18 protein-coding genes and 1 tRNA gene are annotated in these 12,565 nt (G+C 60.6%); 9 read left to right on the top strand and 10 right to left on the bottom strand.

What is annotated here, in order from left to right; genetic code table 11:
* Window positions 1-103: 103 nt before the first annotated feature.
* From I6F31_RS26790 to I6F31_RS26775, 4 genes are all read left to right on the top strand, one after another.
* Window positions 104-766, top strand: coding sequence for a cold-shock protein (locus tag I6F31_RS26790; protein WP_157284234.1), 663 nt, complete (start codon window positions 104-106; stop codon window positions 764-766).
* A 115-nt stretch (window positions 767-881) separates the two neighbouring features.
* Entirely contained in the window at window positions 882-1,367 is a 486-nt protein-coding gene (locus I6F31_RS26785) for a DUF192 domain-containing protein (protein ID WP_035999663.1), read from the top strand.
* A 92-nt stretch (window positions 1,368-1,459) separates the two neighbouring features.
* Window positions 1,460-1,536 (top strand) — tRNA-Pro (locus I6F31_RS26780).
* Between the two features lie 81 nt (window positions 1,537-1,617).
* Window positions 1,618-2,235, top strand: coding sequence for a hypothetical protein (locus I6F31_RS26775; RefSeq protein ID WP_225186377.1), 618 nt, complete (start codon window positions 1,618-1,620; stop codon window positions 2,233-2,235).
* Between the two features lie 161 nt (window positions 2,236-2,396).
* On the opposite strand, the gene I6F31_RS26770 is transcribed toward I6F31_RS26775, so the two are convergent.
* Window positions 2,397-2,714 carry a hypothetical protein gene (locus I6F31_RS26770; RefSeq protein ID WP_225186376.1) on the bottom strand — a complete coding sequence of 106 codons (318 nt, stop codon included), beginning with the start codon at window positions 2,712-2,714 and terminating at the stop codon, window positions 2,397-2,399.
* Between the two features lie 251 nt (window positions 2,715-2,965).
* On the opposite strand from I6F31_RS26770, the gene I6F31_RS26765 reads away from it, so the two are divergent.
* Window positions 2,966-3,259 (top strand): hypothetical protein, encoded by a 294-nt coding sequence (locus I6F31_RS26765; protein WP_225186375.1) that lies wholly within the window; start codon window positions 2,966-2,968, stop codon window positions 3,257-3,259.
* Between the two features lie 392 nt (window positions 3,260-3,651).
* On the opposite strand, the gene I6F31_RS26760 is transcribed toward I6F31_RS26765, so the two are convergent.
* Window positions 3,652-3,912, bottom strand: coding sequence for a hypothetical protein (locus tag I6F31_RS26760; protein WP_225186374.1), 261 nt, complete (start codon window positions 3,910-3,912; stop codon window positions 3,652-3,654).
* Window positions 3,909-4,220, bottom strand: a complete 312-nt coding sequence (locus I6F31_RS26755; RefSeq protein WP_225186373.1) for a hypothetical protein — start codon at window positions 4,218-4,220, stop codon at window positions 3,909-3,911. Before I6F31_RS26755 ends, I6F31_RS26760 begins: the two co-directional genes overlap by 4 nt.
* 394 nt (window positions 4,221-4,614) lie before the next feature.
* Between I6F31_RS26755 and I6F31_RS26750 the strand changes: the two genes are divergently transcribed.
* The 4 genes from I6F31_RS26750 (at window position 4,615) to I6F31_RS26735 (ending at window position 7,326) form a co-directional block, all read left to right on the top strand.
* The gene (locus I6F31_RS26750; protein WP_225186372.1) at window positions 4,615-5,109 is read left to right on the top strand and encodes a hypothetical protein; all 495 of its coding nucleotides are present in this window, start codon (window positions 4,615-4,617) and stop codon (window positions 5,107-5,109) included.
* A gap of 244 nt (window positions 5,110-5,353) precedes the next feature.
* Window positions 5,354-6,025, top strand: a complete 672-nt coding sequence (locus I6F31_RS26745; RefSeq protein WP_225186371.1) for a hypothetical protein — start codon at window positions 5,354-5,356, stop codon at window positions 6,023-6,025.
* Window positions 6,026-6,109: 84 nt separating this feature from the next.
* On the top strand, window positions 6,110-6,913 hold the full coding sequence (locus I6F31_RS26740) for a hypothetical protein (RefSeq protein WP_225186370.1): 804 nt from the start codon (window positions 6,110-6,112) through the stop codon (window positions 6,911-6,913).
* A gap of 134 nt (window positions 6,914-7,047) precedes the next feature.
* Window positions 7,048-7,326 (top strand): hypothetical protein, encoded by a 279-nt coding sequence (locus I6F31_RS26735; protein ID WP_225130419.1) that lies wholly within the window; start codon window positions 7,048-7,050, stop codon window positions 7,324-7,326.
* Between the two features lie 28 nt (window positions 7,327-7,354).
* Here the strand turns inward: I6F31_RS26735 and I6F31_RS26730 are convergent, their stop codons facing one another.
* The 7 genes from I6F31_RS26730 to I6F31_RS26700 all read right to left on the bottom strand — a co-directional run bounded on the left by I6F31_RS26730 (window position 7,355) and on the right by I6F31_RS26700 (window position 11,995).
* Entirely contained in the window at window positions 7,355-8,524 is a 1,170-nt protein-coding gene (locus I6F31_RS26730; protein WP_225186369.1) for a hypothetical protein, read from the bottom strand.
* A gap of 20 nt (window positions 8,525-8,544) precedes the next feature.
* Window positions 8,545-8,778 (bottom strand): hypothetical protein, encoded by a 234-nt coding sequence (locus tag I6F31_RS26725; RefSeq protein WP_225186368.1) that lies wholly within the window; start codon window positions 8,776-8,778, stop codon window positions 8,545-8,547.
* On the bottom strand, window positions 8,775-9,332 hold the full coding sequence (locus I6F31_RS26720; protein ID WP_225186367.1) for a hypothetical protein: 558 nt from the start codon (window positions 9,330-9,332) through the stop codon (window positions 8,775-8,777). Before I6F31_RS26720 ends, I6F31_RS26725 begins: the two co-directional genes overlap by 4 nt.
* Window positions 9,329-9,493 carry a hypothetical protein gene (locus I6F31_RS26715; protein WP_225150745.1) on the bottom strand — a complete coding sequence of 55 codons (165 nt, stop codon included), beginning with the start codon at window positions 9,491-9,493 and terminating at the stop codon, window positions 9,329-9,331. The genes I6F31_RS26720 and I6F31_RS26715 overlap by 4 nt, the downstream gene beginning before the upstream one ends.
* A 207-nt stretch (window positions 9,494-9,700) precedes the next feature.
* Complete coding sequence (locus I6F31_RS26710; protein ID WP_225186366.1) at window positions 9,701-11,230, bottom strand: terminase family protein; 1,530 nt, start codon at window positions 11,228-11,230, stop codon at window positions 9,701-9,703.
* Entirely contained in the window at window positions 11,223-11,831 is a 609-nt protein-coding gene (locus tag I6F31_RS26705) for a hypothetical protein (protein ID WP_225186365.1), read from the bottom strand. Before I6F31_RS26705 ends, I6F31_RS26710 begins: the two co-directional genes overlap by 8 nt.
* Window positions 11,831-11,995, bottom strand: coding sequence for a hypothetical protein (locus tag I6F31_RS26700; RefSeq protein WP_225150737.1), 165 nt, complete (start codon window positions 11,993-11,995; stop codon window positions 11,831-11,833). Before I6F31_RS26700 ends, I6F31_RS26705 begins: the two co-directional genes overlap by 1 nt.
* Window positions 11,996-12,565: the final 570 nt, after the last annotated feature.

Below are 12,565 nucleotides of genomic sequence, written 5' to 3'. Positions count from 1 at the left end.
GTCGAAAGATTCGCGTCGCGTCGAATTGAGAACATTCTCTTAAGGCGCGTGATTCGGGCGCCGCCAATGTGGCGGGTTGCATGGCAGTGTGGGGTCCGGGGTTATGGGGTCGTCGGACGGATTTGAGTCCAAGAAGCTTGGAGTTCCCGGACAGGGCACCTCGCCAGGGCGATTGACGCCGGGCGAGCACGGCGGAGCCGGCCGCGACAATGCGCTCAATCCCTTCACCGGATTGGGCGAAGCCAGCGCCAACCTCGTCGAGGTCACCGGCGTCATCAAATGGTTCGACGCCTCCAAAGGTTACGGCTTCATCGTTCCCGACAACGGCTGGCCGGACGTGCTCCTGCACGTTACCGTGCTTAGGCGCGACGGCTTCCAGACCGCTTATGAGGGCGCCCGCATCGTCGTCGAGTGCATCCAGCGCGCCAAGGGCTACCAGGCCTTCCGCGTCGTTTCGATGGACGAATCGACCGCGATCCACCCGGCGCAGATGCTGCCGCCGCGCACCCATGTCACGGTCACCCCGACCAGCGGGCTGGAACGGGCCCAGGTGAAATGGTTCAACCGGCTGCGCGGCTTCGGCTTCCTGACCTGCGGCGAGGGCACCCCCGACATCTTCGTGCACATGGAGACGCTGCGCCGCTTCGGCATGACTGAGCTGAGGCCGGGCCAGTATGTGCTGGTCCGCTTCGGGCCCGGCTCCAAGGGCATGATGGCGGCCGAGATCCATCCCGAGACCGGATCGCCGGGATTGCAGTCGCACTAAGGCTATGACTTCCAGCAATTGTGAGCAGAGGCGCGCTGCAAGTCCGGCGCGCCTCTTCCTTTTCCGGCGGTCGCCGCGTAAGGACTGATTGAAGTCCCACGCAGCGAGAGCCCCGATGAATTCTGATCGAAAGGCTGCCTGGTCCGCTCTGAAGGGCTGGCTGGCCGCCATCCTCGTCATCGCCGGCTGGGCCGTCGCCGGCGCGCCGGCCGGCGCCGCGAGCTTCCAGCCGCTCGAGATCGTCACCAAGAACGGCGTGCAGGTGTTCTCGGTCGAGATGGCAACGACCCCGGAGGAGAAGGAGACCGGCCTGATGTACCGCAAGGAATTGGCCGACGGCAAAGGCATGCTGTTCGACTTCAATCCCGAGCAGGAAATCTCGATGTGGATGAAGAACACTTATGTGTCGCTCGACATGATCTTCATCCGCGCCGATGGCCGCATCCTGCGCATTGCGGAGAATACCGAGCCGTTGTCGACGAAGATCATCTCCTCCCGGGGACCCGCCCGGGCCGTGCTGGAGGTGGTGGCGGGGACGGCGCAGAAGTACGGCATCCGCCCCGGTGATCGCGTCGGCCACCCCCTGTTCGGCGGCAAATAGGACGGGCAGGGGCGATTGCGGCCCAGGCCGGCGGCTTTGGAAAGCTTGCTGGCGCTCCGGGAAGCGTGTATCGACGGGGCTCGCCGGACATTCGGGGTATAGCGCAGCCTGGTAGCGCGGCAGTTTTGGGTACTGCAGGTCGTTGGTTCGAATCCAGCTGCCCCGACCAGTAAAATCAATCACTTAGCGTAATATTTTGCAGCTTTGTCTTCCCAGATTTTCCGATTGGGAAGATTATGGGAAGTCTGGAATGCCGGTTGATATCGCGGAGATCTCGGAGCTGATTGCCGAGGGACGGAAGTTCACCTGGGACAACTTCGCCGAAAAAAATCGCCGTCATGGCGGCGCCGACGTACTTTCCGTCGCGTGGCTTGTTTGGCTGGACCGCGTGAACGCGGTCACCGCACAGATGGAGCCGTCGGTGATCAAATCAATGATCGTTGAGGGCGCCAGCACCAAGCTGGTCGGGTACGCGGAGGATACGTTTGAGCGTGCCAAGAAGCTGCTTCTCAATGGCTTGGAAGCCGTGGTGGTTCGTTCGAACCGTACGATCCCCGCCTCTGATCGCGTTGTCTCGCTCGGCCACAACTCGCCTGAGCAGCAACAGGCGCTTGAGAAACTCGATGAGCTCGTCGCCGCCGTCAAAGAGACGAACGATTTTCCGGGCGAGCCAGAGGAGAGGGAGCAGATTGTCGCCGAGCTATCGGCCGGCCGTCGGTTGCTCGAGGCGGCGAGGGTACGTGTCGCAGCGGTACGCGAGACGCTTGGTCCAGCCCTGAAATGGATCTCAGAAAAGGCCGGCGGGGCCGTTATAGGCAAGCTCGCCGCCGACTTTTGGCAGTACCTTTCTCACCTCCACATCTTCTAGCTGAGTCAATTTGACTCAGGGACACTGCGTCCGCCTGTTCCCATGGTGCCCTTCGGGTGAGAGGGGCAGATCATGGATGCGGTGTCGACGGTGGGCTGGATTCTCCTTGCGGTCGTTTTCGTGGGAGTTGTAGTTGCGGCCGGCCGGCGAGGGTGAGGGGTCTAAAAATACGGCCAGACCACCGAGCGGCCTGTTTTGGTGTCGAGCACCTTCACGCACTCATCGGCGCTCCCGGTATCGTCGCAAACCCACCTGAAGCGTCCAGGAGGGTATTTAGACATCTTTGATAGTCCGCCTTCGTACGGAAGGTCATGGGCTTCATATGCCTGTTCGGCGAGCTCCAGTGCGCGATAGATCCCGCCTTTGTCGATCGTGTCGATTCTACCCGTCGTCCAAGGCGCATCATGTACAGCCCTGTTGCACGCCTCCACGTAGAGCTTAGCCTTTGCCCGCCTGATCTCCGGCTCGTGCTTGACCATGAGTGCGATTCCTTGAGCGGAGCCTATCACGAAAGAAAACGCGGGACCGAAGCCCAGCGCCGTTTCATCGTCTAGTCAGCATCGACTGAGGCCTTTGTTTGCAAGGCCTCAGCCGGGGTCCGTGCGCAGCCAACTGCAGCCGGCTCTGCAATCGCATTCCCCACACCCACGAAACACAGTAGCTCGCGCGCGTTCCGATGCCCAAGGGATTGATAATTTGACTCTCGCCGGCGTCGCGCTTCGATGGCGAGATGCCACGCTCTGTACGCCATACGCCCACGCACGCCGACGGCCGGCCGCTCAAGATCACGTTCGGAGAGATGCGCGCGATGGGCTTGCGCGGCGTCCTGGTCTACTGCCACTGCGGTCATCACATGGCGCTGAGCGCCGATCGCTGGCCCGATGATGTGCGCCTGTCTGATCTCGAGCCGCGGTTCATCTGCGCTGGCTGCGGCAACCGCGGAGCTGATGTCAGGCCCGATTTCGAGAGCGGCAAGCCACCCCAATTCGCGAGCTCGAGCGCACGTTTGCACCGGGATCCGTAGCGCTTACCCTCGACGACCCTCGTCCCTCGTGAGTGCTGCTAGCCTATCCAACTGAGTGGCCAGGCCTGCGAAGCTCCTTGCGACGTTCTTCAAAACGGACACTCGGGCGGCTGAAATACCTGGAGCTCTGGAAAGTGCCTTGTAGTGTTCTGATGCTTCTTGGCAGGCTGCTGCGGAAAACATTCACGTTCCCTTCGAAAAATGAGGATAGGCGAGAATGCCTGCCATACTACCGGAGGTCGCGCAGATATCCAAATCACAACGGCGAGTGAGCAAGGTTTGCCCGGCCCGCCAGCGTGAACCGGCGGGCCCGGTCTCCTATCGTTTCAGCCGCCTGCGATGCGTCATCAGCCGCTGCCGGTCGCGCTTTCTGTGGGTTCGGCGCCGGCGCTTCATTTGATGCGCTCCTCTTTGTAGCCGGCAAGGTACGTGGAGAGCAGGACCTCGAGCATCTCGTTTGTGTGATAGACGGCAAAAACTAACTGCTCATCGAAAGTGTCATCAGCAACATCCGACATGAGCCGAGCAGAGATTCCGGCCATTCGGACGCAATCGCGCAATGGCCCCTCCATCTCGCGGAATGCCTCCGCCTGCTGCTTGTCCCAGGGGGAAGCACGCCCGCCATCTGCGGGAAATTGCATGAGCTTGCTCATTGGCTCACGCTCCCGTCGTTCTTCACGGCAAGGTCGAATAGCTCCGCGAGGAGGAGGCGAGCCGCCTCTACGCCGCTCCAGAGTATGGCTCTCTCATCGAGGTAGGGGTCGACGCGGAGCGCTTCGCCCCGATGAAGCTTTCCTGCCACCGTCACGGCGTGGGAAAGCCTATGGCACGGACGCCTGAGCGGATTGCGTTCGCGGCCAGCGCGCTGGCGGCCTGCTACGCGAAATTCCATAGGCTTGACGTTTTCGGCCGGCAGCAGCGGGAGCGCCCGGCGGGCAGATAGTTTGATGACGTTGGACATGGTGGTGCTCGCGGTATGAACCGGCTTTCCTAGAGCCGGGCGCCAGCGGCGGGCTGGCACCGGGAGTCTAGGAACACGTCCGCGAGAACGTGCGCCACGGCCTTTACCCTTTCGGGCTGTTGCATAACCGTGGCACTCCCGGCATAGTGAGCCGGTCGCAGCCCACGGAAATGGGCGCGGTGACGTCTTTCAGCGGGACATGAGGCCCGGCAAGGCCGATGGCCCGCCTATCGCGGATGAAGCGCTATCCCCGGCAAGGGACCGCTTCGGGAGTTTCCTAGGCTCCGCGACTATCCCACCATGATTTGGTTGACGAAGTCTATCCCCTTTTGGAGGGCGCTTTCGCGCGTCTCCTGGCTGCACTATCTTCGGTCGCATCGGGGAGGGGCATCCTATGAAACGGTTATCGGTGCTGGCCGCGCTTTGTGTGTTCGCAGGCCCGGCGAGCGCGATCGCACCAAAGAATGCGACTTACTACTGCACCAACGAAGCCGCGGGCGGGGTGTCGTACGAAGAGCGGCAAAGTCGCTGGGCCGGGACAGTTTTCAGACCCAGCAAACCTTTTGTGCTGAAGCTGAATTATTTGGGCAGTTCGCGAGAGAAGATGTACGAGTGGGCGGACCCTTCTGATGTGGCTCGTTTCAACGTCACCGTCACCGCTGCAGGTTCGAACAAGGACATCCCCTGCTATGACTTAAGGGATCCATTGAAGCCAATCCTTGTATGGGGCAATGGATGGGTCCGATGCGAATCCAGCCTGAGTGAGATCCGGTTTAACACAGAGAACAACCGGTTCATGCGAGCGTACCTGGTAGGCTACGTCGATGGAGAAGACAACAATGAGAACACCCCGTCCATCTCGATCGGTGTTTGCACGAAGCTAAATTGAACAGGCCGCGCCACATTGAATTTGTGCTTGCTGCGGCTCTGCTCACAGGCTGGGCGCTATACCGCTGGCTGCTCTGAGGAGACGAAATCGTGCGAGAATTGCGCCACGGAAAGGCGCACCTGAGTCGCGGCGGGTCAAAGGATCAATGATGGCAATCCACCATAGAGTTTAGTGCACAGAGCTTGCGATTCGTCCTCAGGTTGAGCTTTGCTCTTTTTCCGGGAGGATCGTTATGGGGAGGCCAGTGTTCAAATTCCTCAGATCGCGCGATGTCAATTCGATCTTGGGCGGCAGCGTGTTGATCCGTCCCCTCTCATTTTATCGACGCATCGAGGAAGAAGGCGGCAAGCCATGGATCGGCGATCGACTAGAATACACGTCAGAAGTTCTCGTTCAGCATATAAGCGACCGGACGACCGATTTATTGAAGCGGATTGCACCTGCAGGAATGCCCGCCGCCATTTCCCCAATGGAAGGGGCGAAGGATTGGAGCGCCCGAAACCTCATGCTGAGCTACACATTCATCGATGACCCCTGGGTTTTTTGCGCATCCGATGGTGATCTGAAGCAACTGACCAAGATAATGTGCGACGGCAGTGAAGATGGTTACGACGCATGCATTAAGATCAAGGACTTCGGTGCATTCGTCACGCATCTCTACAGAATGGGCCGCGTAAACGATAAGCCGCTGGCTGTACTCTTCAAAGGTAGTCGATGCGATCAGGTCAAATATGACCGCGTCTCCTTGTTAATTGAGGAGGGGCCGCCGCCAGCACCTAATCCCTTTCTGAAGGACGTGAAATTTTCCGATCAGCAAGAGGCTCGATACGTCCTGTTGCCGGCCAATCCGATTGCTGAAGACACTCTGTTCGTGAAATTTCCAGACCCCGATAAATACCTTGTACGTGAATTTTGATCGCTCACACCAGCTCAATTCGATCGACTGATGATTGGTAAGCTTTTGATAGGAGCACTCTCTTGCTTGTCAATGGTACACGCGATGAATGATTCCTTCTCCGCGGCTCGCGGAACGCTTGTCGTGGCGATCCCAACCAAGGCTGGGCTCGTTCTGGCGGCCGATCGTCGCACAACGCCGCGAGGCATCCACTGTGATGGCGTCCGAAAAATCTTAGTACCCAAGACGAAGGGCACGACCGTTTTTATCACCGGAATGGCCACCATGCGTGACATGTCGGCCATCCCGGATGACGAGCTTTGCGAAACGTTGCGCACAACGCCGTCACCAATAGATTTTGGTCGAATGACCACTGCATTTGTCGATCGACAGTCTGGGCCATTAATCGACTTGGACGGACAAGGACTAAGCGAAGCGATCTTTGCTGAAATTCGGCGCTATATCGAAGGAGGCGAGCTCCAGCCCTTCTTCGGGCAGGAACGCGTGACCACTATTGTGATTGCGAGCTTCGACCCCGAGAGCCGCGTATCACGGGTATGGCAGTTTTGGGTAAACTTCACCGGTCCTGTGCTCTTTCAGCTGCAACCCTTGCCAGTGCGCAAGTTCTCTCTTGATGACGCTCCCGATATCATTCCATACGGCGAGAACGAATACTTCGCGAGCAACGTGCTCAATGGGATCGGGCGTCAATTCCTCGATGGAAGTATTGAGACCATCAGGGACAAGAGAAGCATTGCTAACGTGAGTGTCGAAGACGCGCGTAAAGCCGGCGTCAACTTGATCGAAGCTGCAGCGGAGACAGCATCTCTGATCAAACCACCCTCAGGGATTGGCGGGGGTGTGGATTGCGCTCTAGTGGGTGAAGAGACGAGGCTCCTGCCCCACTGAACCGATCCCCTAGCGCCGTAGATGAATAGACGGTGAATGGCGCGCCGGGCGGGTTGTGAAATTCATTCTCTTCCGGGGAAACCGCGCGGGCTTGTGGCGTTTAGCTCCTACAAACCCAATGGGAGGAACCAAACATGCCCCTAGCCAGCGCAGCAGCTGCTGCAGTCCTTGCGCTCCAGCTCGCGACACCAGCGGCAATCGAAGGCGAAACGCCGAACCTGGTTCAGGTTCGCGAAGGGCCGTGCAGTCACGGCTATGACATCGACGTCTATGGCCGGTGCTATCCGAATGGCGCCATCCCGCGGCAGTATCAAGCAGCGCGCCAAGGCTACGATTACGATCGGCCGCGTCGATACTACAGGGAAGAGTACCGTCCACGGTGGCGACACCGCTACTACCGCGACGACTATTGAGCGGTAGCCGTCGCCGCGCAGGTCCACATCACTGCGTGCCAAAACATGCGACTTCCACGGTGGCAGGATCGTAGGCCGCCCCGGCCAGGCTCACCGCGAAGATCGGGTTCGCACTTCCTGAACGCCCGCTTGAAGCGCCCTTGACGATTCCGTTGCTGCCGCTGTCCTCGATGTTTCCGACGCAGGTGTAGGTCGTGTTCGCAAATGCGGTCGAGAAGTTCATAGTGTAAGATCCTGCCGACGAGCGCGTCACGCTTGCGACGTTGTAGGCTTGGCTTATCGCTCCGCTCGCACCAGTGAAGCGAACCCACGCCTTGGCCGCGCTAGGATGGCTCTGCTGTTGAGAGGGCGTGACCACTGCGGTTGTGCTGGTGGCCGTCTGCTGATCTGACTTGGTCGCAGCCGTCGCGCAGGTGCCGATCGTTGTGATCGCCGAACCAAAGCACGTGATGCTGGTGACCGTTCCTGTACCGTTCGCCGTGATCCACGACGGATTTGCGCCCGCGCCACCGGTGGAAAGGAGTTGCCCCAGCGTACCAGGGCTTAGCGCCGACCAGGATGAAGCCCCACGATAAACCAGGCTGCCGTGCGTCGAGCCGAGCAGCTTATCGAGCACCGCGGAAATAGGATTGTCGTCTAGCGTCGCAGTGACGCCGGAGATGTTGCTCCTGATCGTCCCGTCCGGCGCGGTGCTGGCCGACACCAGCGAATGCGCAAACCAATTGCTATAGCCGTCGGAGATGAACACGAAGGCGCCGTTTGCGACGTTGATGACGACCGGCGAAATGCTGCCGTTTATCCTATCGTCCCCCCCGGTGGAATTCCTCACGATAGTAAGCGGCTTGTCGGCGGTGATCTTCGATCCGAGATCGATGACGTAGAGCGGCTGACCTGGATTGAAATCCGCGGCGCGGGGAAGCCTCCAAGTGTGAGGGTCAAACCATGAGGCCAGCTTGTCCGTGGCAACGACGCGATCCGTATTGCCCATCGCGTAGTCGGCATCCCCGACCTTGGTCAGGCTGTAGAGATTGAGGATTTTGAGGAGCTCGGAGAATGAGAGCGCGTGAGCCGGATTGGTGTAATTCAGGGTGTTGGCAACAACGCTGTTCGGCGGCAACGTGTTATACGTCTGCGCCGTAGCTGCAACGGGCCAAAACGCGACTATCGTCGCTGCGAGCAGAATATTCCGGCCTTTCATCGAATTACCCCCTGGAGCTCTCAAAGCTTGTCCCTTGCGATCTGTAATTCGGTGGCGCTGCGCATCAGCATTTCACGCGCTGTTTGTGCTCGACGCATCGCCCCCTGGTCGGATCGCAATTGATGATGATGCAGGCCGCCCTTGTGAGGATGTGCGCAATAAGCCTGGCCGCTGATCACGCAGCGATCGCCGTTGCAGGCGGCACAGCAATTGCTTTCGGTCAGTCCACCGAGATCGGCCGCGGCGACGCTCATGCTGCAGCCTGCTTCTTGATCGGTGACGACAACACGACGTTCATCAACATCATGTCCCGCGTGTGCTGGCCGTTGCCGGCCATGAACTCTTTGACCCAGGCATGATCGCGCATCCGCTCTGCCTTCAATCGGGCAACAGCGTCGTATTCCTGCTGCGTGACCTCGCGATTGGTCAACGTCTCCCGTATCACCTCGTCGCGGATGCCGAGGTCGCGGAACATCTGCGTGGCGCCGATCATCTGAAGGCGATCGGTCGACTGGAAGGGCGCATCATCGAGCAAGCCGGCCATCGCCTTGTCGACGTTTGGATTGTCGCTCTCGTTGATCTTCGCGGTCAGGGCACGGAATTCCTTGGCCTCCGGGCCGTTGCCGGCGAGGAATTTATCGCGCCACTCGGCATTGCCTTTGAGCTCGTTGAGCCGGGCGGCCGCTTCTGCACCGGTGACCGGAATGGGCGGGGCCGGCGGCGGCGGCGGTGCCGGCGGCGGGGCCGCTGTTGCGTGGGCGACGATCATTTCACCGACCGTCTGTCCTTCTTGTCCCCACATGCTCATCGTGCAACCTCCTGGTGCTGTGTGTTGTCGGCAGCGAGACCGTCCGACAAGATGATCCGGGCCATATCCGAGATCTTTCGGCGGTCCTTCTCGGCAGCTGCCTTGAGCCGCTGCTCGAGCTCAGCGTCGACACGCACGCCGATCATTCTGTCTTTCGACATTTGTGGTTCTCCGTGTTTTCGAAATCAAACAACCGTTGACGTTCGTTAACAACGCACCAGCTTCTTGTTGCGCAGAACCTGCATATTTTGGCTGATTTCACGGGTGATGAGCCATGTTGGCCGGTCGATGCTTCCGATGGGACGCACGGTGCGCCTGCGCTTGGCCATCTGGGCCTTGATGGGGGCAAATCGCTCTGCTTCAACATGTTATTGTCCGCTGAACACATCGAAGTCGACGCCGCGCGCGAGCTCCTGGCGCGATCCGAGGCTCTGCCGCGGGCCCGCCATGGGGAAGTTGCCGTAGCCGATGCCGTCGCAGTCGGCCAAGGCCTTGCCGAGGCGCCTCATCATGATGGCGTATCTCATTGCGGAAACGAGATCGTCGCGCTGCTTCACGATCCTGAAGTTTTCGTCGCGATGATAATTGCGTAGCTCTTCGAGCAGCTCGCCGTTATGTGGCGCAATCGTGAGCTTGCCGCCGTACATCATGCCGCGGATTTCCTCGAGCGCGGGCTCGACGGCGTTGGTCTTCGTGCCGTGATTGACGGCATGATGCATCATCATGTTCGCGCCGAAGTTCTTGTATTGCTGGGCCAGGGGAAGGCCGCTGCCCTTGTCATGCTGCGCGCCGTCATGAGGCCAGGCGATCGGAATCCGCAGGCCGCGCGCCATCGAGTGAATGCGCTGGACGTGATAGAGCGCCGAGCTTCGCTCCATCCGGAACGAGTCCACGACCCAGATGTGACCGGTATCGTGCGCCCACGCAATCAGCGCCGCCGCGAAGGGATGGCCGTATCCGAAATCGATGCCGACGCACCACCGGGCGTAGGTCGGAATGTCGGTGTCGGGATTGAAACTCTTCGAGATGGCCGGGAGAAGCTCAATCGGAAAGATCGGGCCGGCGCCGAGCTGGGGCGTGCCCTCGATCCGCGCCTCGCGTTCGTGCTCGGCATAGCCGGAGGAGAGCTCCTCGCGGCGGGCCTCCGAGATGTGCTTGACCTCGGAGGAGGGAATGCGAAAGACGGCGCGATCTGACGATGGTTCGGAAAGGAACTTGTAGGTCACGCCGGCCGCAGCACCTTCGCCGACGGGAGTGAACGACACGATCAGGTGGCCGTCCGTGGCGGATGTGCGCGCCAGCAACTCGCTGTAGATGTCCTCGCTTGGCCGCTCGTCGATCCAGATCAAATCAACAGACTCGCCTTGCAACTTCTCGCGCCGCATCTCGAGAGACTTGAAGGTGAGGCTGGACGTGCCGTCAGCGACACCGTCGGTCTGGTGCGTGACGAACATGGTGTCGATCGCACCGGTGCCGCCCGGGACCATCACTGGCTTTTTGCCGAAGCTCTCAAGCGGAATCATGCCCGTGCCGAACTCGTCATCGCCGCAAAGTTTCTTTTGCAACGTGTCGCGCACCAGCTGGCCGGACTCGCCGACGGCCCAGACGCGGACCGGCTTGTCGAACCGCTTTCCGGTCCACCAATCCGGGTAAAGCCCGGTCATGTGCAGCGCAACCTCGAACGCGGCTGACAGCGTCTTGCCGGACTGGTTGCCGCCGTAGATCAGCCGCTGGTGCACGCCGCTCGATCCGGCCATGAAGAAGGCCTTCTGGCTCGGGTACCAGTAGCTTTGATCGAGGAAGTCGATCCGCCGATATTTCTTGCGCCGCTCGCTCGACGACAGCGTCTGACGAGCCAGCCGGATGAGGCCCTGGGGATCCGGGGTATCGTCAGCCATTGATCACCTGTCCGTCGATCAGTTTCGCTTCCATGGCGCGCCGCGCCGCATCGGCCGCCTCGAGCCGCTCGAGCCGCGCCAGCCCGTTGCCGCCGAACGTCTCGAGCATCTTCTCGCGGGAGACACCGAGCTGCCGGAGCGCGCGCAACTCCTCCAACGCCTCGGCGTCCGGGTCGACAACGCGGTGGGTGATGTCGACCGTCTGCTTGCTCACGACCGGGTCGACGCGGTCGAGCAGGGACAGCACAGCCCGGCCATGGTCGCGGTGCTTGCTGTCGCGGATCATGGCGAGCAGGGCGGCCACTGCCTCAGGATGGCTGCCGCGGAGATATTTCCGGCTTTCCTCCGCGATCGCCGCAATCATCCGGTCATCGTGCGCGATCTTCCAGGCGATCTTCGCCACGTTCGGGGTGGTCGAGTCCTTCCCGAAACCAGCCGCCCGCGCCGCGCGCGCGTAACGCCCATGCCCGGGCTTGCCGGTGATGAGCTCGTGGCAGAACGCGCGCCACTGGTCGTTCGGCAACGCCCGCATCGCCGGTCCGAGCTGCCCCCAGTCTGGCTTGGCCGGGGCAGGGGCCACCGTACGCTTCGCCCGCGCCATCAAGCCACCTCGCGCACAGCGGCCGCCGCACGCCGCTCCTGGATGGCCCGCTCGACGATCCGCCGCAACAGCGACCCCGCCGACCGATCCTCCTCGCGCGCCCAGGTCTCGAGCTCGGTCTTGATCTCCGGCTCGGCCTCAAACGTCACCTTCTCGCGCTTCATCCGCGCACCTCCGAATTGATGTGCGCGACGGTGCAGCGAGGGGAGGCCGTCTTCAACGCACCGGGAAAATCGGAAGAAGGTTTGAGAGCGGCGCCGAGTGGGGAGGTGGGTCATGCGATTGGCGATCGATCGCGATTTTCGACCCCAGGGGGGGCTTTTCTCGATTTCGTTTGAGCCGGCCATGACCATCTGCGCGGTCGCTGTCTTCCCATAGCATTCCCATCGATGTGCGAGAGCGAGGAGAACGGCAGAAAGAAGAGCAAAATCAATGATATTAGCCGAGGAGGCTAACAGTGTCGCAGACTGCTGGTCAGCGGGGATATGGCCGAGGAGAGAATATCTACCCATTGAGAGAGAAATCCGGACAATCGCATCACCAGTGGACAGAGCGGACAAAGGGGACAAGGCGGACAATGTCCGGTGATGTCCGGCAAGTCCGCTGGACCGGACAAACCGGACAGGACAGACACACTCCCTATGGGAGTGTCTGTTTTGTCCGGTGTCCGTCCGGACCGGGGTTGTCCTGCTGTCGCCTCGCGTGCGCGCCCGGACCTCTGAAGCAGTGTGAGG

Source organism: Bradyrhizobium sp. NBAIM01 (assembly GCF_020194115.1).
Taxonomy (GTDB): domain Bacteria; phylum Pseudomonadota; class Alphaproteobacteria; order Rhizobiales; family Xanthobacteraceae; genus Bradyrhizobium; species Bradyrhizobium yuanmingense.
This window is presented reverse-complemented; position numbering and strand designations above follow the sequence as displayed.

Bases quoted from the DNA above. Each gene is read 5' to 3' on its own strand.
- I6F31_RS26705 (WP_225186365.1), bottom strand. From the start codon at position 11,831: ATGGCGCGGGCGAAGCGTACGGTGGCCCCTGCCCCGGCCAAGCCAGAC.
- I6F31_RS26785 (WP_035999663.1), top strand. From the start codon at position 882: ATGAATTCTGATCGAAAGGCTGCCTGGTCCGCTCTGAAGGGCTGGCTG.
- I6F31_RS26790 (WP_157284234.1), top strand. From the start codon at position 104: ATGGGGTCGTCGGACGGATTTGAGTCCAAGAAGCTTGGAGTTCCCGGA.
- I6F31_RS26720 (WP_225186367.1), bottom strand. From the start codon at position 9,332: ATGAGCATGTGGGGACAAGAAGGACAGACGGTCGGTGAAATGATCGTC.
- I6F31_RS26715 (WP_225150745.1), bottom strand. From the start codon at position 9,493: ATGTCGAAAGACAGAATGATCGGCGTGCGTGTCGACGCTGAGCTCGAG.
- I6F31_RS26760 (WP_225186374.1), bottom strand. From the start codon at position 3,912: ATGAGCAAGCTCATGCAATTTCCCGCAGATGGCGGGCGTGCTTCCCCC.
- I6F31_RS26725 (WP_225186368.1), bottom strand. From the start codon at position 8,778: ATGAGCGTCGCCGCGGCCGATCTCGGTGGACTGACCGAAAGCAATTGC.
- I6F31_RS26740 (WP_225186370.1), top strand. From the start codon at position 6,110: ATGAATGATTCCTTCTCCGCGGCTCGCGGAACGCTTGTCGTGGCGATC.
- I6F31_RS26730 (WP_225186369.1), bottom strand. From the start codon at position 8,524: ATGAAAGGCCGGAATATTCTGCTCGCAGCGACGATAGTCGCGTTTTGG.
- I6F31_RS26770 (WP_225186376.1), bottom strand. From the start codon at position 2,714: ATGGTCAAGCACGAGCCGGAGATCAGGCGGGCAAAGGCTAAGCTCTAC.
- I6F31_RS26755 (WP_225186373.1), bottom strand. From the start codon at position 4,220: ATGTCCAACGTCATCAAACTATCTGCCCGCCGGGCGCTCCCGCTGCTG.
- I6F31_RS26735 (WP_225130419.1), top strand. From the start codon at position 7,048: ATGCCCCTAGCCAGCGCAGCAGCTGCTGCAGTCCTTGCGCTCCAGCTC.
- I6F31_RS26750 (WP_225186372.1), top strand. From the start codon at position 4,615: ATGAAACGGTTATCGGTGCTGGCCGCGCTTTGTGTGTTCGCAGGCCCG.
- I6F31_RS26775 (WP_225186377.1), top strand. From the start codon at position 1,618: ATGCCGGTTGATATCGCGGAGATCTCGGAGCTGATTGCCGAGGGACGG.
- I6F31_RS26765 (WP_225186375.1), top strand. From the start codon at position 2,966: ATGCCACGCTCTGTACGCCATACGCCCACGCACGCCGACGGCCGGCCG.
- I6F31_RS26700 (WP_225150737.1), bottom strand. From the start codon at position 11,995: ATGAAGCGCGAGAAGGTGACGTTTGAGGCCGAGCCGGAGATCAAGACC.
- I6F31_RS26710 (WP_225186366.1), bottom strand. From the start codon at position 11,230: ATGGCTGACGATACCCCGGATCCCCAGGGCCTCATCCGGCTGGCTCGT.